Here is a 23,119-nt window from a genome sequence, read left to right as displayed (position 1 = left end):
CCGTGTACAGCGCGATCGCCCGCAACAAGCGCAACACGGTCCTGATCCTCGTCCTGTTCCTGGCGATCATCGGCGGCCTGGGCGCCCTGGCTGCAGCGGTCTACCGCAGCACGACGATCGTCGTGGTGGTGCTCGTGATCGCCGCCGGGTACGCGTTCTTCCAGTACTTCTTCGCCGCTCGCCAGGCGGTCGCGCTCAGCGGCGGCGTGGCGGTGGAGAAGGCGGACGAGCCGAGGCTGTACCGCATCGTCGAGAACCTCTCGATCGCGACGGGCACGCCGATGCCGAAGGTGTACCTGATCGACGACCCGGCGCCGAACGCGTTCGCGACCGGCCGTGATCCCGAGCACGCCGTCGTGGCTGCGACGACGGGCCTGCTCGCGATCATGGACGACGCCGAGCTGGAGGGCGTGATGGCCCACGAGCTGGGCCACGTCCGCAACTACGACATCCGCGTCTCGATGATCGTCTTCGGTCTCGTCGTCGCGGTGGGCTTCCTCTCGGACGCCTTCCTCCGCCTGGCCTTCTTCGGGCGGGGCGGCAACGGCAACGGCGGGGGCAACCCGGCGCTCCTGGTCGTCGGGCTGGTGTCGATGGTCCTCGCGCCGATCGTCGCCTCGGTCGTGCAGCTCTCGATCTCCCGCCAGCGCGAGTACCTCGCCGACGCCACCGGTGCGCTGACGACCCGCCACCCCGACGCCCTCGCCCGCGCCCTGCTGAAGCTCGAGTCCGCGGGCCGGCCGATGCAGCGGCAGAACAGCTCGATGGCGCACCTCTGGATCGCCGACCCGTCGAAGCCGGGAGTGGTCGCGCGCCTCTTCGCGACCCACCCGCCGATCGCGGACCGCGTCGCCCGCCTCTCCGAGATGGGCTCGCGCTTCTAGCAGGCCGATCCGGCCGACGCCCCGTCGACGATCGCCGCCCGCCCGGATCCCGCCCCTGGCAGCGGGGCACGCGCCACCGCGCCGGACGGGACGTCATCCGGTCGGAGCCGCCAGCGGACCGCCGTCGACGGTCGTCAGGTACTCGGCGAAGACCGGCGCCGGGTCGATGCCGCTCGCCGCCGCGTCGACCAGCGCCCGCCGGACCAGGGCGAGGACGACGGTGGCCAGGACGGCCGCCCGGTGCGGGGACGTGCGGCCGAGCCCCATCCGCTCCGCGAGGAACGGCGTCAGCGCCTCCTCGCCGTCGTGCAGCGACTGCGCCCAGACGGCGCGCATCGCCGAGGTCTCGGTGAGCAGGGGGATCAGCCGGAGGGTGCGGTCGAGCTGGGGACCGGAGGCCGCCGCGGCGAAGGCGTGGCCGAGCGCCGCGTTCAGCGGCTCGGCGGCCGGGCGCTCGAGGAGGGCGCGTCCCATCGCGGCGATCGCGGCGGCGAGCACCGGGCGCACGCAGTCCTCCTTCCCGCCGAGGTACCGGTGGAAGGTCCGGAGGGAGACGCCGGCCGCGTGGGCGAGCTCGCCCGTGCCGACCCCGACGACGCTCCCGCGCTCGAGCAGACGGGCGACGCAGCGCTCCGAGAGCGCCAGCGCCAGGACGCCGCCGGGCGCGCTCACGCGATCCTCCTCAGTGCTGCGGCGAGGGCGGCCGCGAGGTCGCCGCGACCGACGACCTCGACGGCGTCGAGGCCCTGCCAGGCCGCCGCCTCGACCAGCAGTGCGGCGAGCCGCTCCGGCGTGTCGGCCGGGGCCCCCGGCTCGAGCCAGGCGGCCTGCACGAGGAGGACCCGGCGCTTGCGCTCGCTCTTGAGGTCGACCCGGGCAGCGATCACGTCGTCGAGGAGCACGGGGAGGACGTAGTAGCCGTGGACCCGCTGCTCGGCCGGGGTGTAGATCTCGATCCGGTAGTGGAAGCCGAAGAACAGCTCGGCCCTCGGCCGGTGCCAGACCACGGGGTCGAACGGCGAGAGGAGCGCGTCCGCCCGGAGCGTGCGGGGGCGTCGGGCGTCGACGTGCCGCCAGAGCGGCACGGATCGCCCGCCCCGCTCCCAGCCGCGCACCTCGACGCGCTCGAGCTCGCCCGCCTCGACCAGCTCGTCGATCGCGACGCGCGTGGGGGACTGGAGCAGCCGGTGGTAGTCGGCCAGGTCGCCGAGGGTGCCGATCCCGTGGGCCCGGGCCGCCCGGCGCACGAGCTCGCGGACGGCGTCGGGGAGGGGCACGTCGGCATCGAGCACCGCGCTCGGGAGGAGCCGCTCGGCGAGACCGTAGGAGCGCTCGAAGCGCGTGCGCCCCGCCGTCACCACCTCGCCCCAGCGGAACAGGACCTCGAGGCCGCGCTTGATGTCGGACCAGCCCCACCAGGGGCCCGTGCGGACGTTGGCCTCGTGCTCGATCTCGGAGGCGCGGAGGGGACCGTCGGCGAGCGCGGCGCGGAGCCAGTCGAGGGTGGCGCGGTTCTCGTGGGCCCAGCCCTCGTGCTCGGGCAGGCGGACCCGGCGGTAGTGCTCCATCCGCCAGCGGTAGAGCGGGAGATCCTCGCGGCGGACGAGGGCGGCCTCGTGTGCCCAGTACTCGACGTAGGGGCCGTCGGGGGAGAAGGCCGCGGCGTCGAGGAGGGAGCGCTCGTAGGGGCCGAGCCGCGCGAGCAGCGGCAGGTAGTGGCTCCGCTCGAAGACGTTCACCGAGTCGAGCTGGAGCGGGCGGATCCGGTCCACGGCGGCGCGCACCCGGCGCGCGTCGACCCGGGACGGACGGGGGCCGAACCCCTGCGCCGCCAGGGCGATGCGGCGCGCCAGCGCGGGGGAGAGCTGCTCGGTCATGGTCCGCCCACGCTAGCGAACGCCCCCGACATCGCCGTCCCCGATTCGGCCCCCGGCGTTCGCCCGGCATTCACCGCCGCGCTCCCTCGCCGACTCGCGGCGCTCCTACCGTGCCCGAGGCCGTCCCACCGGGGCGGCCCACCCGACTCCTGGAGGACCCTTGACCATTCAGCGCCTGTCGCGCACCGCCGCGGTCGCCGCCGCCGGCACCGCCCTCGTCTTCACGCTCTCGGCCTGCTCCGGCGGCGCCACCGCCTCGTCCGACGGCGGCGGCGCGGACGCGGCGTCCGCCACATCCGCCGCGGACCTCGGCGGGCTGGACGCCCTGGTCGAGGCCGCGAAGGCCGAGGGCGAGCTCAACGTCATCGCCCTGCCCGACACCTGGGCGAACTACGGCGAGCTGATCAGCGGCTTCGAGGACGAGTACGGCATCACCGTGAACTCCGCCGACCCCGACGTCTCCTCCGCGGAGGAGATCAGCACGGCGGAGAACCTCGCCGGGCAGGACACCGCTCCCGACGTGTTCGACCTCGGGCCGGCCGTCGCTCTGGCGAACACGGACGTGTTCGCGCCGTACAAGGTCGAGTCCTGGGACGACATCCCCGAGGGGAACAAGGAGGAGTCGGGCCTCTGGGTGAACGACTACACCGGCCTGATGTCGATCGGGTTCGACGCGGCCGCGGTGCCTGCGCCCACGTCGCTCGAGGACCTCCTCGGCGCCGACTACCGCGGCTCGGTCGCGATCAACGGCGACCCGACCCAGGCGGGAGCCGCCGCGGCCGCAGTGCAGCTCGCGGCTCTCCAGTCCGGCGGCTCCGCCGACGACGTCCAGGCGGGGATCGACTTCTTCGAGAAGCTGAACGACGCCGGCAACTTCCTGCCGCTGGACCCGACCGACGCCACCATCGCCTCGGGCGAGACCCCTGTCGTCTTCGACTGGAGCTACAACAACCTCGCCGCCGGGAAGGCGAACGAGGGCACCCGCGAGTGGACGACGACCGTCCTCCCGGGCTCCGCCGTCGGCAGCTACTACAACCAGGCGGTCAACGCCGACGCTCCGCACCCCGCGGCCGCGCGGCTCTGGCAGGAGTACCTCTACTCCGACGCCGCGCAGAACCTCTACCTCGCCGCCGGCGCCTACCCGGTGCGCCTGGCCGCGATGACCGAGGCCGGCACGGTCGACCAGGACGCGCTCGACGCCGTCGGCGCCGCTCCCTCCGACCTCGTCCAGTTCACGGAGGAGCAGACCGAGGCGGCCTCGTCGCTCCTCGCCGAGAAGTGGGCCGCGGCGATCCAGTGACCACCGCTCCCGCTGAGGCCGTCTCCGGGGCGTCCGCGCTCCGGGGACGGCGCGGCACCCCGGCCGTGCTGGGCGTCGCCCCCTTCGCGCTCTACGTCCTGCTGTTCCTGGCCGTCCCCACGGTCCTCGCGGTGGCGACCGGATTCACGGACGGAGACGGCCGCTTCACCACGGCGAACGTGCTGGCGCTCGGGGATCCTGTCGTGCTGTCCGCCTTCGGCGCGTCGCTCGGGCTCTCGGCCGTCACCGCCGTCGTCGGCGCGGTGCTGGGCGCGGTCGTGTGCCTGGCCCTGCTCGGCTCCGATCCGCGCGGGGCGCTCCGGACCGTCGTCGATGCGGCGGCGAGCGTCCTCGCGCAGTTCGGCGGTGTGATGCTCGCGTTCGCCTTCATCGCGACGATCGGCGTGCAGGGGCTGGTGACCACCCTCCTCGCGGGAGCGGGCGTCGACCTCTACGCCGACGGCGTGTGGCTCTACCAGCTTCCCGGGCTCGTCCTGCCCTACCTCTACTTCCAGGTGCCCCTGATGGTGCTCACGTTCCTGCCCGCGCTCGAGGGTCTGCGCCCGGAGTGGGCCGAGGCGAACGCGGTGCTCGGCGGGGGCCGGCTCGGCTACTGGCTGCACGTCGCCCTCCCGGTGCTGGCGCCGTCGTTCCTCGGCTGCGTCCTGCTGCTGTTCGCGAACGCGTTCTCCTCCTTCGCCACCGCGGCGGCGCTGATCAGCCAGGGCGCGCAGATCGTCCCCCTGCAGATCCGCGCCGCGCTGGTCAGCGAGACGGTGCTGGGCCGCGAGAACCTCGCGGGCGCCCTCGCGCTCGGGATGCTCGCGGTGATGGTGGTCCTGATGTCCGGGTACGCGCTGCTGCAGCGCCGGGCCCGGCGGTGGCAGCGATGAGGCCCGCGCGGCTCCTGTCCGGGGCGGTGCTCGTGATCACCGGGCTGGTGTTCGCCGTCCCGATCGTCGCGATGGCGGAGTTCACGCTCCGCGGCGCCGGCGGCCACGACCTCTCGCACTGGACGGCGATCCTCGACCCGGAGAACGAGCGCGCCTACCGCTCGCTGTTCCAGGGGATCGGCAACTCGCTGGTCCTCGCCGTCGTCACCGCCCTCATCGTCCTGGTCCTGCTGGTGCCGACGATGCTGCTCGTCGAGATCCGGCTCCCGCGCCTGCGCCGGGCTCTGGAGCTGGTCTGCCTGCTCCCGCTGACCGTGCCCGCCATCGTCCTCGTCGTCGGCCTCGCGCCGGTCTACTCCGTGGTCACCCGGCTCGCCGGCTCCGCGCCGTGGACGCTCGCTCTCGCCTACGGGGTGCTGGTCCTGCCCTACGCCTACCGCGCCGTGGCGGCGGACCTCGCCGGTCTCGACGCCGTGACGCTCTCGGAAGCGGCCCGCTCGCTCGGCGCGGGCCCGCTCGCGGTGCTCGGGAGGGTCCTCCTGCCGAACCTGCGCCGGGGCCTGGTCGCGGCCGCGCTGATCACCGTCGCAGTCGTCCTCGGCGAGTACACGATCGCCTCGCTCCTCAGCCGCACCACCCTCCAGACCGGCCTGGTGCAGGTGTCGAAGTCCGACGCCTACGTCGCCGTGATCTTCTCGCTGCTCTCGCTCCTCTTCGCCTTCGCCCTCCTGCTCGGGATCGGCCGCCTCGCGCGGATCGGCCTGCCGACGGGCCGGGCGCGCTCCTCGAAAGGCTCCTCGTGACCGCTCCCACCCTCCCCGGCGCCCGCGTGCGCTTCGTCGACGTGGAGCGGCACTACGGCTCCGCGCGAGCGCTCGACGGCGTCTCGTTCGACGTGGCCCCGGGTGAGTTCATCGCGCTGCTCGGCCCCTCCGGCTGCGGCAAGACCACAGCCCTGCGCGCCCTCAGCGGTCTCGAGCGGATCGACGCGGGGCGGATCCTCGTCGACGAGGAGGACGTCGCCCACGTTCCCGTCGCGAAGCGCGACATGGGCATGGTCTTCCAGTCGTACTCGCTCTTCCCGCACCTGCGGGCGCGCGAGAACGTCGAGTTCGGGCTGCGCACCCGGGGAGTCGGGGCGCGCGAGCGCCGGGCGGCCGCGGGGGAGGCGCTGGAGGTCGTGGGCCTCGGCGCCCTCGGCGACCGCTACGCGCACGAGCTCTCCGGCGGCCAGCAGCAGCGGGTGGCGCTCGCGCGCGCCCTCGTCACGCGGCCGCGGGTGCTGCTGCTGGACGAGCCGCTGTCTGCCCTCGACGCGAAGGTCCGCGTCCAGCTGCGCGACGAGATCAAGCGCCTGCAGTCCGAGATCGGGATCACCACGTTCTTCGTCACGCACGACCAGGAGGAGGCGCTCGCCGTCGCCGACCGCGTCGCGGTGATGAACGCCGGGCGGATCGAGCAGCTGGGCGCGCCGGAGGACCTCTACGCGCGCCCGGCGACCGCCTTCACGGCCCGCTTCGTCGGCCTCTCGACGGTGGTCGCGGGGACGGTCTCGTCGGGATCGGTCCTCGCGCTCGGCGTGCGCCTGCCGCTCGTCGACGCGGCGGTAGCGGACGGGCCCGTGTCGGTGTTCCTCCGCCCCGAGGACCTCGCCGTCGTGGCCGACGGCGCTCCCGACTCCCTGTCCGGAGTCGTCCTCGCCTCGAGCTTCCTGGGGCCGGTGCGGCGCTCGACAGTCCGGCTGTCGACGGGCGAGGAGGTCACGGTCCAGCACGCGTCGGGGCATCGCCTCGAGCCGGGGGAGCGGGTCGGCGTGCTGCCCGCGCGGCGCCCGGTGGCGGTCGGTCCGGCACCGGAGCAGGCGGCGGTCGGCGCCGCCGCATGAGCACTCCCCGGGGATACCGCGCGGGGTATGCGCCGGGGCCTAGTCTGGACAGATGAGACTCGGCAGGTCCCGCCGCACCTCCGGCCCGCGCGCCGTCCAGCCCGCCGCGCCCGCCGCCCCGGCCGCCCCCTCCCGGCCCGCTCCCGTCGCCGATTCGGCCTTCGTGAGCGACGGGATGCGCATCGCCGGCGCCTGGGCCTGGCGCGTCCTCGTCGTGGTCGCGGCGCTCGCGGTGCTGGTGCTGCTCGTCATCGAGCTGCGGCTGATCGTCATCCCGCTCCTGCTCGCGATCGTGATCGCCGCCCTGCTCGTGCCGTTCTCGAGCTTCCTCCAGCGCCACCGCTGGCCCAAGTGGGCCGCCGTCGTCCTGGCGGAGCTGGGGATCGTCTTGGTGATCGGCGGGCTCCTCTTCCTCGTCGTCACCCAGGTCTACTCCGGCTTCGACGACCTCAGCCGGCAGACGGTGCAGTCCTACGACGACTTCAAGGCCTTCCTCCTCGAGTCGCCGCTCCACCTCACCGAGACCGACATCAACCAGTACGCGCAGCAGGCGCTCACGGCCCTGCAGCAGGACTCGGGGATGCTGGTCAGCGGCGCGCTCAGCGTCGGCTCGACCGTCGGCCACCTGCTGACGGGCGTGCTGCTCACCCTCTTCTCGACGCTGTTCATCCTCATCGACGGGCCGAACATCTGGAGCTGGGTCGTCCGCCTCTTCCCGCGCCGCGCCCGCGGAGCCGTCGACGGCGCCGGCCGCGCAGGGTGGGTGACGCTGACCAACTTCGTGAAGGTGCAGATCCTGGTCGCCTTCGTCGACGCGGTCGGCATCGGCCTCGGCTCCTTCCTCCTCGGCGTCCCGTTGGCCATCCCGATCGGCGTGCTCGTCTTCCTCGGCTCCTTCGTGCCGGTCATCGGCGCCGTGGTGACCGGGGCGCTGGCCGTCTTCATCGCGCTGGTCTACAACGGACCGCTGATCGCGCTCTTCCTGCTGATCGTCGTCCTCGCGGTGCAGCAGCTCGAGGGCCACATCCTCCAGCCGCTGATCATGGGGTCGGCGGTCAAGGTCCACCCGCTGGCCGTCGTGCTCGCGGTGGCAGGAGGCTCGATCATCGGCGGCATCGCCGGCGCCTTCTTCGCGGTGCCCGTCGTGGCCACGCTCAACGTCATGGTCAAGTACGTCGCGAGCGGAGCCTGGCGCTCGCCGACCCGAACCCCCGAGAGAGTTGCCGCAGAGCATGCAGACTAGCCGCGTCGTCGGACCCGCCCTCCACGAGTTCGAGGCGGCCCGCGCCGTCCTCGCCCCCGTCATCGCCGCCACCCCCATGGAGACGAGCACCTTCCTCGCGCAGGTCCTCGGCTCGCCCGTGTTCCTCAAGTGCGAGAACCTCCAGCGCACCGGCTCCTACAAGATCCGCGGAGCCGTGTTCCGGATGTCGCGGCTCACCCCGGAGGAGCGGGCCCGCGGAGTCGTGGCGGCCTCGGCCGGCAACCACGCGCAAGGCGTCGCCTACGCGGCGCGGGAGCTGGGGATCAAGGCCACGATCTTCATGCCGATCGGCGTCGCGCTGCCTAAGCTCGCGGCCACCCGCGACTACGGCGCGGACGTGGTGCTGAGCGGGCACATCTTCAACGAGGCGCTCGCGGCGGCGGCGGAGTTCGCCGAGCGCACCGGCGCGGTCTTCGTTCCTCCCTACGACCACCCCGACGTGATCACCGGGCAGGGCACGGTCGGCCTCGAGATCCTCGAGCAGGCCCCCGCCGTCGAGACCATCGTGGTGCCCATCGGCGGGGGCGGCCTCATCGCCGGGGTCGCATCGGCGGCCAAGCAGAAGGCGGCCGAGGAGGGGCGCACGCTCCGCGTCATCGGCGTGCAGGCGGCCAACGCGGCGCCGTACCCGCTCTCGCTCGCGAGCGGCGAGCCGACCGCGATCACGATCTCTCCGACGATCGCCGACGGCATCGCCGTGGCGAAGCCCGGGCAGCTGAACTTCGCGATCGTCCGCGAGATGGTGGACGAGGTCGTCACCGTCGAGGACGACGACATCGCCCGGGCTCTGCTGGTGCTGCTGGAGCGGGCGAAGCTCGTGGTGGAGCCCGCGGGCGCGGTGGGCATCGCGGCGATCCTGACGGGGAAGATCCGCGACGCCGGAGCGACCGCGGTCATCCTGTCGGGCGGCAACATCGATCCGCTGATGATGGAGCGGGTGATCAGCCGGGGCCTGGCCGCGTCGGAGCGCTACCTCAAGATGAGCATCGGCCTGCCGGATCGTCCGGGGCAGCTGTCGCGCATCGCGGAGCTCATCTCGGAGGCGAACGCGAACGTGGTCGAGGTGCTGCACACCCGACACGGCCGGGGCCTGCAGATCAGCGAGGTCGAGATCGAGATCAGCGTCGAGACCCGCGGCCCCGAGCACGCCGACCGCGTCATCCAGGTCCTCACCGACGCCGGCTACGCCCCCCGCATCTCCCGCAACTGACCGCCTGTGGGCGCCGCGGTGTTCTCCGCAGAGCGGAGGACGAAGCCGGTACCGGCGATCTCGCGCCCTCGCCCTCGCCGCGAAGCCGGCGCCCCCCCCGTCTGGAGAGGGCTGATCGTGTGTCGTGGCGTTCTCCGCAAGGCGGAGGAGGAAGCGGTACCGGCGGTGTCGCGCCCGACGCTGTCGCCGCGAAGCCGGCGCCCCGCTGCTCCCGTCTGGAGAGGGCTGATCGTGCGTCGCGGCTTTGCGAGGCGGAGGAGGAAGCGGTACCGGCGGTGTCGCGCCCGACGCTGTCGCCGCGAAGCCGGCGCCCCCTGTCTGGAGAGGGCTGATCGTGCGTCGCGGCGTTCTCCGCAAGGCGGAGGAGGAAGCGGTACCGGCGGTGTCGCGCCCGACGCTGTCGCCGCGAAGCCGGCGCCCCCCGTCTGGAGAGGGCTGATCGTGCGTCGCGGCGTTCTCCGCAAGGCGGAGGAGGAAGCGGTACCGGCGGTATCGCGCCCGACGACAACGCCGCGGAGAGCGCCGCGACGTGCGATCAGTGGCCGGACCAGGTCTCGACGTTGGCGACGCGGACCTCGATCTCCCGCCCGTTGGGTGCCGTGAAGCGGGCGGTGTCGCCGACGTTCAGGCCCATGATCGCCGATCCGAGGGGGCTCTGGGGGCTGTAGACGTCGAGGTCGCTCTCGCCCGCCATCTCGCGGTTGCCGAGGAGGAAGCGGGACACGTCGCCGGCGATCTCGGCGGTGATGATGGTGCCGGCCTCGACGACTCCGTGGCTCTCGGGGGGCGTGCCGATCTCGGCTTCGCGGAGGAGGGAGGTCAGCTGGCGGATGCGGGCCTCGATCTTGCCCTGCTCGTCCTTCGCGGCGTGGTAGCCGCCGTTCTCCTTCAGGTCGCCCTCCTCGCGGGCGACCTCGATGCGCTTGGCGATCTCCTCGCGTCCGTTGGTGGACAGCTCGGTGAGCTCCGCCTCGAGGCGGTCGTACGACTCCTGGGTCATCCAGGTCACCTGTGACTGGTCGGCCATGGTGGGCTCCTGCTCTGCGGGCCGCGCTCGCGGCGCCCGGCAGCACCGTGCGGAGGTGTCCGCGTCCGGCGGTGGGGACGGCCGGCGTCAGGCGGCGGTGGGAATGGCGAGGCCCCGACGAGTCCGTCAGGGCTTCGGGCAAGCCTACGGGAGCCAGCAGGAGGAGATCAAACCTGTGTTCGCGAGCTCGGTGGTGCGGACGGTCTCCGTGTAGGAGCGGAAGCGCTCCGTCGAGGCGGGGTACTCCACGACCAGCCAGCCGACCACGGCGGACTGCTCGTTGAGGGCCTGGACCGCGCAGGCGACCTCGCGGCCGACGGGCGCGGTGAGGTCGAAGGAGACGGTGACGGTGCGGTCGTCCACGACCTGGTGCGCGGTGTCCTGGACGTCCACCCCGCCGCGTGCTCCGTCGAGTCCGGCCCAGACGACCCAGGCGGCGAAGACGGCGACGAAGGCGAGCGCGACACCGCCGAAGAGCCAGCGGTTCCCGCGGCGGGTGCGCGTCGTGCGGCCGTAGCGGGTGGCGAGGGGTCCAGCGGCGCGGACGGCGTCCGGATCGAGCGCGGGCGCGGCGGCTCCCTCGACGCTCTCGGACGTGCGGGCGGCCACGGAACTCCCTGGGTGATGCGTCTACTCTGGACGGGTGGCGCGCGTCCTTCGCGGACAGGAGCGCCGATCCCATTAAACCCCGAGGAATCGAGCGATCGTGTCCCAGGCCGTCGAGGTCTCCGTCGATTCGGAGGTGCGGGACACTCCGCGCCTCCTCGCCGTGCACGCCCATCCTGACGACGAGTCGAGCAAGGGCGCGGCGACACTGGCCGCCTACGCCTCGCGGGGCGCCGAGGTCATGGTGGTCTCCTGCACCGGAGGCGAGGCCGGCTCCGTGCTGAACGAGGGCCTCGAGGCCCGCGCGCACGCCGAGCGCGACATCGGCGGCCTCCGCCGCTACGAGATGGCGGCCGCTCGCGAGGCGCTCGGCGTCGAGCACGCCTGGCTCGGCTTCGTCGACTCCGGCATGCCCGAGGACGGGAAGGTCGACGCCGCCTCGTTCGCGGGTCTGCCGCTCGCCACGGCCGCCGCTCCGCTCGTGCGCCTGGTCCGCCGGTTCCGGCCGCACGTGATCATCAGCTACGACGAGAACGGCGGCTACCCGCACCCCGACCACATCCGCGCCCACCAGGTCGCCGTCGAGGCCTACCGCGCGGCGGGCCTCGCCGAGGAGTACCGGGACACGGGCGCTCCGTGGTCGGTCTCGAAGCTGTACTACGACCGCGTCTTCAGCGGCCAGAAGCTGCGGGCGATCGCCGAGCACCTGCGCTCGATCGACCCGGAGGACCCGCGCCTGTCGGTCTTCGAGGAGATGAAGCGCTGGAACGAGGACACCCCGTACCTCGCGACCACGCGGGTCGTGATCTCCGGCTTCCACGATCGGCGCGATGCGGCCCTGCTGGCCCACGCCAGCCAGGTCGCTCCGGACAACGCCTTCTTCTTCCTCCCGCACGAGGCGATCGACGCCGCCTGGCCGACCGACGACTTCCAGCTCGTCGAGAGCCGGGTCGACGCGCCGACGCCCGAGACGGATCTCTTCGCCGGTCTCGACCTGGCCGAGCTCGCCCCGGGCCCGACCGCGGTCGTCCCGCCGATCGCTCCCGACCCCGAGCCCTCGGGGGACGCCCCGGTGCCCCCGGAGCCCGACGGCTCCGGCGTCGTCGTCGCCGACGAGGTGCGCGCGTGATCGCCGCGCTGCTCGAGGGCGCCCAGCGCGCCGTCGTCCTCGCCTCCACGACGGTGCCGACCCCCGGCCCCGAGTTCAACGAGGACACGGTCACGCCGGGCCTCTTCGGCTTCATCACGATGCTCGTGATCGCTCTGGCCGCCGTCCTCCTCGCGCTCGACATGGTCCGGCGCGTGCGGCGGACCACCTACACCGCCCAGGTGAAGGAGCGGCTCGACGCCGAGGAGGCGGAGCGCAGCGAGGGCTGAGCCCGGCCCACAGCGGTGGGCCCGGGCCTTTCTAGGCGTTGTACGCGGGGTGGAGCGAGACGATCAGCGCCGCCGTCCAGTGGCAGAGGAACGCCACGGCAGTGAGCGCGTGGAAGATCTCGTGGAAGCCGAAGACGCCCGGGACCGGGTTGGGCTTCTTGATCCCGTAGATCACGGCTCCGGCGGAGTAGCAGAGCCCGCCGACGAGGACGAGCACCATCATCGTCGCGCTGGCCTCGAAGAGCGGACCGAGGTACATCACGGCCGCCCAGCCCAGCAGCAGGTAGAGCGGCACGTAGAGCCAGCGCGGCGCCCCGATCCAGAAGACGCGGAAGCCGATCCCGAGCAGCGCCCCCGCCCAGACCAGGACCAGCAGGAGCGTGCCCTGCGCGGGCGGCAGGGCGAGCACGGCCAGCGGCGTGTAGGTGCCGGCGATCAGCAGGAAGATGTTGGCGTGGTCGATCCGCTTGAGGATCATCTTCGTCCGCGGCTTCCAGTCGAAGCGGTGGTACAGAGCGGAGTTCCCGAAGAGCAGGAGCGACGTGGTCGCGAACACCGCGGCCGCCCACTTCGCCGCGGTCCCCTCCGCGACCACGATCAGCACCACTCCGGCGACGATCGCGAGCGGGAAGAGGCCGGCGTGGATCCAGCCGCGCCAGGTGGGCCGGACCTCCGCCGAGGAGTCGTGCTCGATCGCGTCCTCGATGAGGGGGAGGGCGGGCAGGTCCGGGCCGTCCGCTCCGACGGCGTCTCCGCCGCGGTCGGTGCGGGCGCGGGGATCGGACGGGGGAGGCGTCGGCCGCTGGCTCATGCCGGACAGACTACGACGCCGTCCCGGGCCGACGCCGAGCGCCGCCGGGCTTCGAGGAGCGCCCCGGGTCGACTACCGTGTCACTGTGCCGAAGCCGAGACTGCCTGTGGGAAGGGACCTCCTCTACGGCGTCTACAAGAAGCGCCTCCGCTCGAGCCTTCCCCCCGACTCCCTGCCGAACCACGTCGCGATGATCATCGACGGCAACCGGCGCTGGGCGCGGCAGCGGGCCCTCGAGACCGCCGCGCACGGCCACCGGGCCGGAGCCGCCAAGGTGCACGAGTTCCTGCAGTGGTGCGACGAGCTCGGTGTGCGCCACGTCACCCTCTACCTGCTCTCGCAGGACAACCTCGTCGGCCGCGACAGCAGCGAGCTGACCGAGCTGATCGCGATCATCGCCGACCTCGCCGAGGAGGTCTCGCAGCAGCCCGACTGGCGCGTGCAGCACGTCGGCTCCGACGAGGGCCTCCCGCCCTCGCTCGTGGCCGCGCTCGACACGGCGGAGGCGCGCACCGCCTCCCACACGGGCCTGCACGTCAACCTCGCGGTCGGCTACGGCGGGCGGCACGAGATCGCCCAGGCCGTGCGGAGCATCCTGGAGGAGCACGGCAAGCGCGGCTCCTCCATCGAGGACGTCGCGGGCCTGCTGACCCCGGAGCTCATCGGCGAGCACCTGTACACCAGCGGGCAGCCCGACCCCGATCTGGTCATCCGCACCTCGGGGGAGCAGCGCCTCTCCGACTTCATGCTCTGGCAGAGCGCGCACAGCGAGTTCTACTTCATGGAGGCGCTCGGCCCCGACATCCGCGAGGTCGACTTCCTCCGCGCGCTCCGCGACTACGCCGGACGGCACCGCCGCTTCGGCAGCTGACCTCGCGGCTCCTGCCGCACCACCGATCGGAAGGGCCGGCATGAGCTCGAACGAGGCCACCTCCACCACGACCGAGGACTACCTCGCCGGTTTCGGCGAGGAGACCGGGTACCTCGACTTCGGCCGGGTGGGCCCGCTCTCGGCGACCGTCGCCGCCGAGCAGGAGGCGGCCGTCGAGCTGCTGGTGCGCGCGCGCAGCGGCACCCTCGACGAGCTGTTCCGGCAGGACGAGCGCGTCCGGGAGGCGGCGGCGGCGCTCGTGCGCGTCCCCGCCGACCGCGTCGTCTTCCAGCCCAACACCTCGACCGGCCTCCTGCACGCGCTGTTCGGCGCCTCGGGCGCGGTGCTGCTGTCGGCCGCGGAGTTCCCGAGCCTGCCGTTCGCGGCGGTGCGTTCGGCGCAGGCTCTCGGCTCGGTGGAGCCCCGCTGGCTGCGGACCGAGCAGGGACGGGTGACGCCGGAGGCGGTCCGCGAGCAGCTCACGGACGACGTGACGACCGTCGCGGTGAGCCTGGTCGACTCCCGCACCGGCTACCTCGCGGACGTCGCGGCGATCCGGGACGTGATCGGCGACCGGATGCTCGTCCTCGACGCGATCCAGGGCTTCGGCGTCGTCGACGCGCCCTACGAGCTGGCGGACGTGGTCGTCACCGGCGGCCAGAAGTGGCTCCGCGCCGGCTGGGGGACGGGCTTCCTCGCGCTCAGCGAGCGGGCGCTGTCGCGGCTGACCCCGGTGCTCTCCGGCTGGACGGGATCGGAGCAGGCGGAGCCGTGGGACGAGGTGGCTCCGCCGCGCGGCGACGCCCGCGCCTTCAGCATCAGCAACCCGGACCCGATCGCCCAGGCCCGGCTCGCGTCGGCGCTGGAGGAGGTCGCCGCGGTCGGGCAGTCGACGATCGCCGCGCTCGTGGCGGAGCGGGTCAGCGCGATCGTCGACCTCGCGGACGAGTTCGGGCTGGCGGTCGTGGGCTCCCGCGGCGAGCACGAGCGCGCCGGCATCGTGGTCGTCGAGCCGGAGCCGGAGGAACTGGCCCCGCTGGCGGCCTCCCTCGCCGCGCACGGCGTCACCGCGCGCCTGCGTCCGAGCACCGTCCGCTTCAGCGCGCACGCCGGCACCACCGACGCGACCCTCGCGCTGCTCCGCGCCGCCCTGATCTCGTCGGCCACGAGCATCGACTACTAGGCCGGATTCCGCGCGTTCACACACTGGTTACACATTCGTAGCGGTGAGAAGCACACGGATGTCATTCGCCGGGTTAGGTTCGAGTCATCAGGTACAGCGCCTGGTCGAGACGGCCACAGAAGTACGGCTCGACATCGCGCAGACGCCGAAGGGACTCTGCGCGGTGCACGACACGCACCGATGAGGCCGGCTCGAGGACATGAGCCGGGGGCTCCGGCCCCCGGAGTGTGGAGAGTCGTCGTGACAGTTCCCCAGGGCATGGATCCGCAGACCGGGACGCAGGGCGGCGTCCACCGCCGTGTCCAGCACGGCTCCTCGGATCCGGCCGATCAGCTCCTCCGCACCTACGTCCTGGACACCTCGGTGCTGCTGTCGGATCCCTCCTCGATGTTCCGGTTCGCGGAGCACGCCGTCGTGCTGCCGATCGTCGTCATCAGCGAGCTCGAGGGCAAGCGCAACGACCCCGAGATCGGCTACTTCGCCCGGCAGGCCCTGCGCCGCCTCGACGAGCTGCGCGTGCAGCACGAGCGCCTCGACTTCCCCATCGCCGTCGGCCGGGGCGGCACGCTCCGCGTCGAGCTCAACCACTCGAACATGTCGGTGCTGCCGAGCGGGCTCCAGATGGGCGACAACGACGCGAGGATCCTCGCCGTCGCGCTCAACCTGCAGAGCGAGGGCGCCGCGGTCACCGTCGTGTCCAAGGACATGCCGATGCGCGTGAAGGCCGCCTCCATCGGCCTCGCGGCCGAGGAGTACCTGGCCGAGCAGGCCCCCGAGTCCGGTTGGACCGGCATGGACGACGTGACGCTCGGCGGCGACGCGATGAGCGAGCTCTACGACCGCGAGCGGCTCTTCACGGACGTCGTGGCCGACATCCCGGTCAACACCGGACTCGTCGTCCACTCCGACCGCGGCTCCGCTCTCGCGAGGGTCACCGGCAAGCGGCAGATCACGCTGGTCCGCGGCGACAAGGACGTGTTCGGCCTGCACGGGCGGTCGGCGGAGCAGCGGCTCGCGATCGACCTGCTGCTCGACCCGGAGGTCGGCATCGTCTCGCTCGGCGGCCGGGCCGGCACCGGCAAGTCGGCGCTGGCGCTCTGCGCGGGCCTGGAGGCGGTGCTGGAGAAGCGCCAGCACAAGAAGATCATGGTCTTCCGGCCGCTCTACGCGGTGGGCGGCCAGGACCTCGGCTTCCTGCCCGGCGACGCCGCCGAGAAGATGAACCCCTGGGCTCAGGCGGTCTTCGACACGCTCGGGGCGCTGGTGTCGCAGAACGTGCTCGACGAGGTGATCGAGCGCGGGATGCTCGAGGTGCTGCCGCTCACGCACATCCGCGGGCGCTCGCTGCACGACGCGTTCGTGATCGTCGACGAGGCGCAGTCGCTGGAGCGGAACGTCCTGCTCACGGTGCTCTCGCGCGTCGGGCAGAACTCCCGGGTGGTGCTGACCCACGACGTGGCGCAGCGCGACAACCTCCGGGTCGGCCGGCACGACGGGGTCGCCTCCGTGATCGAGACGCTGAAGGGGCACCCGCTGTTCGCGCACGTCACGCTGACCCGCTCCGAGCGCTCGGCGATCGCCGCTCTGGTCACCGAGATGCTGGAGTCGAACGAGCTCGCCTGACGGGCTCGCCGTGTGTCCGACCCGTGGGATCCGAGGATCCCCGGGCCGGGCGCGTCCCTGCAGGGCACCGGGGCGTAGCGTGGACGGGTGAGCATCCTCGACGACGCGCTCCTCGAGCGCTTCCGCACCCGCGCGGCCGACTACGACGAGCGCAACGCGTTCTGCGCGGACGACCTGGAGGAGCTGCGCTCGATCGGCTACCTGGCGCTGCTCGTCCCCGAGGAGCTCGGCGGTGCCGGCCTCGGCCTGGAGCAGGCGGCCGCCGAGCAGACGCGCCTCGCGACGGCCGCGCCCGCGACCGCGCTCGCCGTCAACATGCACCTGGTCTGGACCGGGATCGCGCGACTCCTGCTCGAGCGGGGCGACGACTCCCTCCGCTCGGTCCTCGTCGACGCCGCGGCGGGTCACGTCTTCGCCTTCGGCAACAGCGAGGCGGGCAACGACCTGGTGCTCTCGGACTCGCTGACGCGGGCGGAGCCGCTCGGGGACGGCGGCTACCGCTTCACCGGCACGAAGGTCTTCACCTCCCTCGCGCCCGCTTGGACGCGGCTCGGTGTGTTCGGCCGCGACGACAGCGGGTCGGAGCCGCGGCTCGTGCACGGCTTCGTGCACCGTGAGCGCCCGGACTCGCCGGTCGCCGGGCTCGAGGTCCGCGACGACTGGGACACGCTCGGCATGCGGGCGACCCAGAGCCGCACGACGGTGCTCGACGGCGTCGTCGTCCCGGCCGAGCGGATGATCCGCTCGCTGCCCGTCGGACCGACCGCCGACCCCTTCGTCTTCGCCGTCTTCGCGGCCTTCGAGCTGCTGATCTCCTCGGTCTACCTCGGTGTCGCGCAGCGCGCGCTCGAGCTCGCCGTCGCCTCCGTCCGCCGACGGGCCTCCCTCCGGGCGGGAGGGCGGCCACTGGCGGAGGACCCCGAGGTGCGGCACCGGGTGGCTGAGACCGGGATGCTGCTCGACGGGCTCGAGGCGCCCCTGCGCTCGGCGGCGGCCGACGTGGACGCGCTCGTCGACCGCGGCGCGCGCTGGTTCCCCTCGCTGGTCGGGGTGAAGATCCGCACCACGGAAGGAGCGCTCCGCGTGGTCGAGAGCGCCGTCCGGATCGCGGGCGGCTCGGCGTACCAGCGCCGGTCGGAGCTCGGTCGCCTCTACCGAGACGTGCTCGCCGGGCAGTTCCACCCCTCCGACGACGCGTCGGCTCACGGCGCCTGGGCGTCGCTCCTGCTGGGACCGCTGCCTCCGCGCGACTGAGGCCGGGGAGGGACCCGCCGCCGCCCGAGCACACCTGCGGGCCGCCCTGTGGAGAACTCCGACGCCCCGAGGGCGGTGCCCCCTAGTCTCGGCGGATGCTCCGCGGATCTCTACTCGACCGGGCCGCCCTGCTCCTCGGCGCCCTGGTGCTCCTCCTGATCGGGGCCCCGCACCTGGGTCGGGCGCCCGGCCTCGTCCCGGTGGCGCTCGCGAGCGTGCCGTTGGTGCTGGCGGATGTGCGCGGGCACCGGCTCCCGAACGCGGTCACGCTCCCGCTGCTGTTGGTCGGAGCCGTCCTCGCGCCCACGGCGGGGACGCTTCTCGCCGTCCTCGCGACGGTGCTGTGCCTGGGCGTGCTGCATGCGGCGGGCGGGCTGGGCCTCGGCGACGTGAAGCTCCAGGCGGCCCTCGCACCGCCGCTCGCGGCTCTCGGACCCGAGCAGGTCGTCGCCGCGCCCACTGTCGGCTTCGCGGTGGCGGGGCTGTGGGTGCTCGTGCTGCGCGTCCGCGGACGGGTCGCGTTCGGACCGTTCCTGCTCACGGGGTTCTGGCTGGTGCTCTGACGGCCCGCCTCCGCGCCGAGCGCAGGGACGGGCCGTCGGAGGGCCGGGCTCAGCCGGGGTGGGTCATCGACATGACGTCGAGGGCGCTGTCGAGCTGCTCCTCCGTCACCTCGCCGCGCTCGACGAAGCCGAGGTCCACGACCGACTCTCGGACGGTGATCCCCTTGGCGACCGAGTTCTTCGCGACCTTGGCGGCGGCCTCGTAGCCGATCACCTTGTTGAGCGGGGTGACGATCGAGGGGGAGGACTCGGCGAGGGCGCGGGCGTGCTCGACGTCGGCCTCGAGGCCGTCGACGGTCTTGTCGGCGAGCAGCACGGCGGAGTTCGCGAGCAGGCGGATCGACTCCAGCAGCGCCGTCCCCATGACGGGGATCGCGACGTTGAGCTCGAAGGCGCCCGAGGCGCCCGCCCAGGCGATGGTGGCGTCGTTGCCGATCACGCGCGCGCAGACCATGAGGACGGCCTCCGGGATCACCGGGTTCACCTTGCCGGGCATGATCGAGGATCCGGGCTGGAGGTCGGGGATCCGCAGCTCTCCGAGGCCGGTGTTGGGGCCGGAGCCCATCCAGCGGAGGTCGTTGTTGATCTTGGTCAGGCTCACCGCGAGCACGCGCAGCGCTCCGGAGGCCTCGACCAGCGAGTCCCGCGCGCCCTGGGCCTCGAAGTGGTTGCGGGCCTCGGTGACGGGCAGGCCCGTCTCCTCCGCGAGGCGCGCGATGACCTTCTGCGGGAAGCCGGCGGGGGTGTTGATCCCGGTGCCGACCGCGGTGCCGCCGAGCGGGACCTCGGCGACGCGGGGGAGCGCCGACTGCACGCGCTCGATGCCGAGGCGGATCTGCGCGGCGTAGCCGCCGAACTCCTGGCCGAGCGTGACCGGGGTGGCGTCCATCAGGTGGGTGCGGCCGGCCTTGACGACCTCGGCCCACTGCTCCGCCTTGACCTCGAGCGACTCGGCGAGCTGCTCGAGCGAGGGGATCAGCGACTCGATGAGCGCGCCGGTGACGGCGACGTGGACCGAGGTGGGGAACACGTCGTTGGAGGACTGCGAGGCGTTGACGTGGTCGTTCGGGTGCACGGTGCGGCCGAGGGCCGTGGTCGCCAGCGAGCCCAGCACCTCGTTCATGTTCATGTTCGAGGACGTGCCCGAGCCGGTCTGGTACACGTCGATCGGGAAGTGCGCGTCGTAGCCGCCCCCGACGACGAGGTCGGCCGCGTCGGCGATCGCCGTGGCGATGTCGGCGTCGAGCACGCCCAGCTCGGCGTTGGCCAGCGCCGCCGCCTTCTTGATGCGGGCGAGGGCCGCGATCTGGGCAGGCTCGAGGCCCGCACCGGAGATCGGGAAGTTCTCGACCGCCCGCTGGGTCTGCGCGGCGTAGAGGGCGTCGCGGGGGACCCGCACCTCGCCCATCGTGTCGTGCTCGATGCGGAAGTCGCCGGAGTCGTCGGTCGGGGAGTGATCCACCACGCTGTGTTCGTCCTTGTCTGATCGGTTGGTGCTGTGCTGTCCGGAGCCGCTCACGCGGGATCCGATCCCACCGCGCTCGGAGCGGCGGCGGAGGAGGCCGAGCCGGAGTCGCGCTCCAGCTCGGAGACGTAGGGGCTGAGCTCGGGCGGATCGATGCCGAGCACGACATCGGACATCACGGTGCCGTCCGAGAGCCGGTAGTTGGCGCCCACGAGGGCGAGCCGCCCGGTCGCGACAGCGTCGGCGATCAGCGGGGAGCGCTGGAGCAGCTCGGCGACCGTGTCGCGCAGGTGCTCGCGGCCGACGGCCAGCGCGTCGGTCGCCGACGGGTCGACGAGCACGCGGCCGTCCGGCTGAGCACCCACGAGGCGGCGCACCGCGGGGATGATCGGCTCGATCAGGTGCTCGATGTGCGGGGGGAGCCGCTCGGCGCCGGGCGCCTGCGACTGGATCGCCGCCCGGACCGCTCCGCACTCGTCGTGGCCGAGCACGAGCAGCACCTTCACGCCGAGGACGGCGACGCCGTACTCCAGCGAGCCGATGATGGAGTCCGCGATCACCTGGCCGGCGTTGCGGACGACGAAGAGGTCGCCGAGCCCCAGGTCGAAGATGATCTCGGCCGCGAGGCGGGAGTCGCTGCAGCCGAAGAGCGCAGCGAGCGGGGCCTGCGCGGCGGCGAGCTCGGCGCGGCGCTCGACGTCCTGGCGGGGGTGGCGGGGCTCGCCGGCGACGAAGCGCTGGTTGCCGCGGAGCATCTCCTTCCAGACCCACGCCGGCGGGCGGGACTCGCGGGGGACGGTGCTGCTGGTTCCGAGGCTCATCGGGACTCCTCCTGGCCGATCTGCGGGGTGATGGCGTCCACGACCAGGCGGATCTCGTCCGTCGGGGCCGTGCCGTAGACGAGGTAGGTGCTGGAGCCCTCCGTCGTCTCGAGTGCGTAGGGCGTGTTGCCGGTGTCTTCGCCGGAGTCGCGGTGGTCGTAGACGGTCCAGTCGCGGCCGTCGATCGTCTCGACGCCGGTCGCCGCCCGGCGGTCGAGCTGCGTCGCGACCCAGGCCGCGTCCGCGTCGAGCCCCTGGCTCAGGCCGATGTAGCCCGCCTTCGGGGTGATCAGGCCGACGTACCAGTAGTCGGTGCCGTTCTCGCGGCGGAGCTCGGCCGCGTTGGCCTTCCAGCCCTCGGGCAGGGAGGGCACGGCGAGCGTCTGCTCCTCGCCCAGCTGGACCTGTGCGGCGACGCGGGGGACGTCGACCGAGGAGAGCTCCACGGTGTCGCCGCGGGGGACGAGCAGGACGATGAGCGCTACGGCGCCGACGGTCGCGAGCAGCGAGAAGACGAGGTTGTTGACCGTCTTGCGCTGACGGTAGAGCCGGGAGTTCTCGGCCTTGCGTGCGGCCGTCTCGGCCGCCGTCTCCGGGCGCCCGAGCTCGGCGACGACCCGCGCGGGCTTCGCGCGGCTCATCCGGCGGCCGCCCCTCCGGAGCGGGCCGCGTCCAGCCGGGCGCGTGCTCCGATCAGCCACTCCTCGCAGCGGGCGGCGAGGGCCTCGCCGCGCTCCCACAGGGCGAGCGAGCGCTCGAGGGTGGAGCTGCCCTGCTCGAGCTCGGACACGACGCGGACGAGCTCGTCGCGCGCCTGCTCGTAGGAGAATCCCGAGACGTCGGAGTCGGTCGCCGGGGCGTCGGGGGAGTCGGGCATGGGTCTGATCCTATCGATCGGGGCTGAGGGGGACGGGTTGCGCGGCGGGCTCAGGACCGGCCGGCGGGATCGCCGGTAGGCCCCTCGGAGCGGGCGCCGACGGCCCCCTCCGCGAGCGTGAGGACGAGTGCGCCGCCGGCCGGCGCGTCACCGGGCGCCCGGACGACGTGCCCGGCCGCGTTCTGGACGATCGCGTAGCCGCGGTCGAGGGTGTGCTGGGGGGAGAGGGCGCGCAGGTGGCCGTGCAGGCGCTCGACCTCGAGGTGCGCGCGCTCGAGGCGGCGGTCCACCAGCTCGGCGCCGCGCGCGACCCAGCGGGTCAGCTCCTCGGAGTGCCGGTCGACCAGCACGTGCGGCTGGGCGAGCACCGGCCGCGAGCGCAGCTGCGAGAGCCGGTCGATCTCGTGCGAGACGAGCCCGCTCACGCGGCCGGTCATCCGCAGCCGGGCCTGCTGCACGCGCAGCAGCTCGTCGGAGACGTCGGGAACGACCCTCTTCGCGGCGTCGGTGGGAGTGGAGGCGCGCAGGTCGGCGACGTCGTCGAGCAGCGGGCGGTCGGCCTCGTGGCCGATCGCGCTGACGACCGGAGTGGAGCAGGCGGCGACGGCGCGCACGAGCGCCTCGTCGCTGAAGCCGAGCAGGTTCTGGAAGTCGCCGCCTCCGCGGGCGATCACGATCACGTCGATGCTGTCGTCGGCCTCGAGGGTCCGCAGGGCCGAGAGCACCTCCGGGACCGTCCGGTCGCCCTGCACGGCCGAGTGGACCACCCGGAAGCGCACCGCCGGCCAGCGCAGCTGCGCGTTCCGCAGCACGTCCTTCTCGGCGTCCGAGTCCTTGCCGGTGATGAGGCCCACGCCGTGCGGGAGGAACGGCAGCGGCTTCTTGCGGGAGGCGTCGAACAGCCCCTCCGACGCCAGCTGCCGGCGGAGCCGCTCGAGCTTCTCGAGCAGATCGCCCAGGCCGACGTGGCGCATCTCGAAGACCTGCATCGAGAGCGTGCCGCCCTTGACCCAGTAGTTGGGCTTCACCAGCGCGATGACCCGATCGCCCTGCTTGAGGTCGGCCGGGAGGCGGCTCCGCACCGACGACCAGACGGTGAAGCCGACCGTCGCGTCTCCGGACAGGTCCTTCAGCTTCCCGTAGACGTTGCCGCCGGACGCGCCCCACTGGGTGATCTCGCCCTCGACCCACGCGGTCCCGAGGCGCTCGATCCAGCCCTTGATCTTGCTGGCGAGCAGGCCGACCGGCCAGGGTGCGTCGGCGGTGGGTGGGGCGTCGGTCATCGCTGCCTCTGCTCGGAGGGACGGGGGGGAGCGGGAGTGCCCTCC

General features: G+C 73.1%; 24 protein-coding genes. 14 read left to right on the top strand and 10 right to left on the bottom strand.

Annotated features, from left to right (window positions below; all coding sequences use genetic code 11):
- Positions 1–2 precede the first annotated feature (2 nt).
- Positions 3–884: a M48 family metalloprotease gene (locus tag C5C29_RS01100; RefSeq protein WP_104224436.1), complete on the top strand. Its 882-nt coding sequence runs from the start codon at positions 3–5 to the stop codon at positions 882–884.
- Between the two features lie 93 nt (positions 885–977).
- On the opposite strand, the gene C5C29_RS01095 is transcribed toward C5C29_RS01100, so the two are convergent.
- On the bottom strand, positions 978–1,556 hold the full coding sequence (locus C5C29_RS01095; RefSeq protein WP_104224435.1) for a TetR/AcrR family transcriptional regulator: 579 nt from the start codon (positions 1,554–1,556) through the stop codon (positions 978–980).
- Positions 1,553–2,761 carry a winged helix-turn-helix domain-containing protein gene (locus tag C5C29_RS01090; RefSeq protein ID WP_104224434.1) on the bottom strand — a complete coding sequence of 403 codons (1,209 nt, stop codon included), beginning with the start codon at positions 2,759–2,761 and terminating at the stop codon, positions 1,553–1,555. The genes C5C29_RS01095 and C5C29_RS01090 overlap by 4 nt, the downstream gene beginning before the upstream one ends.
- A gap of 160 nt (positions 2,762–2,921) precedes the next feature.
- On the opposite strand from C5C29_RS01090, the gene C5C29_RS01085 reads away from it, so the two are divergent.
- From C5C29_RS01085 to ilvA, 6 genes are read left to right on the top strand one after another with little or no spacing between them, the layout of a single operon-like run.
- On the top strand, positions 2,922–4,061 hold the full coding sequence (locus tag C5C29_RS01085) for an ABC transporter substrate-binding protein (protein WP_104224433.1): 1,140 nt from the start codon (positions 2,922–2,924) through the stop codon (positions 4,059–4,061).
- Positions 4,058–4,954 carry an ABC transporter permease subunit gene (locus tag C5C29_RS01080; protein ID WP_104224458.1) on the top strand — a complete coding sequence of 299 codons (897 nt, stop codon included), beginning with the start codon at positions 4,058–4,060 and terminating at the stop codon, positions 4,952–4,954. Before C5C29_RS01085 ends, C5C29_RS01080 begins: the two co-directional genes overlap by 4 nt.
- Positions 4,951–5,757, top strand: a complete 807-nt coding sequence (locus C5C29_RS01075; protein ID WP_104224432.1) for an ABC transporter permease — start codon at positions 4,951–4,953, stop codon at positions 5,755–5,757. Before C5C29_RS01080 ends, C5C29_RS01075 begins: the two co-directional genes overlap by 4 nt.
- A complete protein-coding gene (locus tag C5C29_RS01070; RefSeq protein ID WP_104224431.1) occupies positions 5,754–6,839 on the top strand; it encodes an ABC transporter ATP-binding protein in 1,086 nt (361 codons plus the stop codon). The genes C5C29_RS01075 and C5C29_RS01070 overlap by 4 nt, the downstream gene beginning before the upstream one ends.
- A gap of 52 nt (positions 6,840–6,891) precedes the next feature.
- Positions 6,892–8,082, top strand: a complete 1,191-nt coding sequence (locus tag C5C29_RS01065; RefSeq protein ID WP_104224430.1) for an AI-2E family transporter — start codon at positions 6,892–6,894, stop codon at positions 8,080–8,082.
- Entirely contained in the window at positions 8,072–9,313 is a 1,242-nt protein-coding gene (ilvA, locus tag C5C29_RS01060; RefSeq protein WP_104224429.1) for a threonine ammonia-lyase, read from the top strand. Before C5C29_RS01065 ends, ilvA begins: the two co-directional genes overlap by 11 nt.
- Positions 9,314–9,848: 535 nt before the next feature.
- Here ilvA and greA read toward each other — a convergent pair.
- Together greA and C5C29_RS01050 are read right to left on the bottom strand one after the other, a co-directional pair.
- Positions 9,849–10,340, bottom strand: coding sequence for a transcription elongation factor GreA (greA, locus tag C5C29_RS01055; protein WP_104224428.1), 492 nt, complete (start codon positions 10,338–10,340; stop codon positions 9,849–9,851).
- A gap of 144 nt (positions 10,341–10,484) precedes the next feature.
- Positions 10,485–10,949 (bottom strand): DUF4307 domain-containing protein, encoded by a 465-nt coding sequence (locus C5C29_RS01050; protein ID WP_104224427.1) that lies wholly within the window; start codon positions 10,947–10,949, stop codon positions 10,485–10,487.
- Between the two features lie 97 nt (positions 10,950–11,046).
- On the opposite strand from C5C29_RS01050, the gene mca reads away from it, so the two are divergent.
- Together mca and C5C29_RS01040 are read left to right on the top strand one after the other, a co-directional pair.
- Positions 11,047–12,075, top strand: a complete 1,029-nt coding sequence (gene mca / locus C5C29_RS01045; RefSeq protein WP_258062346.1) for a mycothiol conjugate amidase Mca — start codon at positions 11,047–11,049, stop codon at positions 12,073–12,075.
- Positions 12,072–12,323 carry a hypothetical protein gene (locus C5C29_RS01040; protein ID WP_104224426.1) on the top strand — a complete coding sequence of 84 codons (252 nt, stop codon included), beginning with the start codon at positions 12,072–12,074 and terminating at the stop codon, positions 12,321–12,323. Before mca ends, C5C29_RS01040 begins: the two co-directional genes overlap by 4 nt.
- 31 nt (positions 12,324–12,354) lie before the next feature.
- On the opposite strand, the gene C5C29_RS01035 is transcribed toward C5C29_RS01040, so the two are convergent.
- On the bottom strand, positions 12,355–13,134 hold the full coding sequence (locus tag C5C29_RS01035) for a hemolysin III family protein (protein ID WP_104224425.1): 780 nt from the start codon (positions 13,132–13,134) through the stop codon (positions 12,355–12,357).
- A 106-nt stretch (positions 13,135–13,240) separates the two neighbouring features.
- On the opposite strand from C5C29_RS01035, the gene C5C29_RS01030 reads away from it, so the two are divergent.
- From C5C29_RS01030 to C5C29_RS01010, 5 genes are all read left to right on the top strand, one after another.
- Positions 13,241–14,005, top strand: coding sequence for an isoprenyl transferase (locus tag C5C29_RS01030; RefSeq protein ID WP_279630826.1), 765 nt, complete (start codon positions 13,241–13,243; stop codon positions 14,003–14,005).
- 40 nt (positions 14,006–14,045) lie between these two features.
- Positions 14,046–15,188 carry an aminotransferase class V-fold PLP-dependent enzyme gene (locus C5C29_RS01025; protein WP_104224424.1) on the top strand — a complete coding sequence of 381 codons (1,143 nt, stop codon included), beginning with the start codon at positions 14,046–14,048 and terminating at the stop codon, positions 15,186–15,188.
- Positions 15,189–15,446: 258 nt separating this feature from the next.
- Positions 15,447–16,811, top strand: coding sequence for a PhoH family protein (locus C5C29_RS01020; protein WP_104224423.1), 1,365 nt, complete (start codon positions 15,447–15,449; stop codon positions 16,809–16,811).
- A gap of 87 nt (positions 16,812–16,898) precedes the next feature.
- Entirely contained in the window at positions 16,899–18,065 is a 1,167-nt protein-coding gene (locus C5C29_RS01015) for an acyl-CoA dehydrogenase family protein (RefSeq protein WP_104224422.1), read from the top strand.
- A 95-nt stretch (positions 18,066–18,160) separates the two neighbouring features.
- Entirely contained in the window at positions 18,161–18,628 is a 468-nt protein-coding gene (locus C5C29_RS01010) for a prepilin peptidase (RefSeq protein WP_104224421.1), read from the top strand.
- 49 nt (positions 18,629–18,677) lie between these two features.
- On the opposite strand, the gene C5C29_RS01005 is transcribed toward C5C29_RS01010, so the two are convergent.
- The 5 genes from C5C29_RS01005 to xseA are packed head-to-tail and all read right to left on the bottom strand — an operon-like array spanning position 18,678 to position 23,074.
- Complete coding sequence (locus C5C29_RS01005; protein WP_104224420.1) at positions 18,678–20,093, bottom strand: aspartate ammonia-lyase; 1,416 nt, start codon at positions 20,091–20,093, stop codon at positions 18,678–18,680.
- A gap of 50 nt (positions 20,094–20,143) precedes the next feature.
- Positions 20,144–20,914: a carbonic anhydrase gene (locus C5C29_RS01000; RefSeq protein ID WP_208543312.1), complete on the bottom strand. Its 771-nt coding sequence runs from the start codon at positions 20,912–20,914 to the stop codon at positions 20,144–20,146.
- Positions 20,911–21,555 carry a DUF4245 domain-containing protein gene (locus C5C29_RS00995; RefSeq protein WP_104224419.1) on the bottom strand — a complete coding sequence of 215 codons (645 nt, stop codon included), beginning with the start codon at positions 21,553–21,555 and terminating at the stop codon, positions 20,911–20,913. Before C5C29_RS00995 ends, C5C29_RS01000 begins: the two co-directional genes overlap by 4 nt.
- Positions 21,552–21,791: an exodeoxyribonuclease VII small subunit gene (locus C5C29_RS00990; RefSeq protein WP_104224418.1), complete on the bottom strand. Its 240-nt coding sequence runs from the start codon at positions 21,789–21,791 to the stop codon at positions 21,552–21,554. The genes C5C29_RS00995 and C5C29_RS00990 overlap by 4 nt, the downstream gene beginning before the upstream one ends.
- A gap of 50 nt (positions 21,792–21,841) precedes the next feature.
- Positions 21,842–23,074: an exodeoxyribonuclease VII large subunit gene (gene xseA, locus C5C29_RS00985; protein ID WP_104224417.1), complete on the bottom strand. Its 1,233-nt coding sequence runs from the start codon at positions 23,072–23,074 to the stop codon at positions 21,842–21,844.
- Between the last annotated feature and the right edge of the window lie 45 nt (positions 23,075–23,119).

Origin of the sequence: Rathayibacter sp. AY1H2, from assembly GCF_002931985.1 — a bacterium.
Classification (GTDB): domain Bacteria; phylum Actinomycetota; class Actinomycetes; order Actinomycetales; family Microbacteriaceae; genus Rathayibacter.
This window is presented reverse-complemented; position numbering and strand designations above follow the sequence as displayed.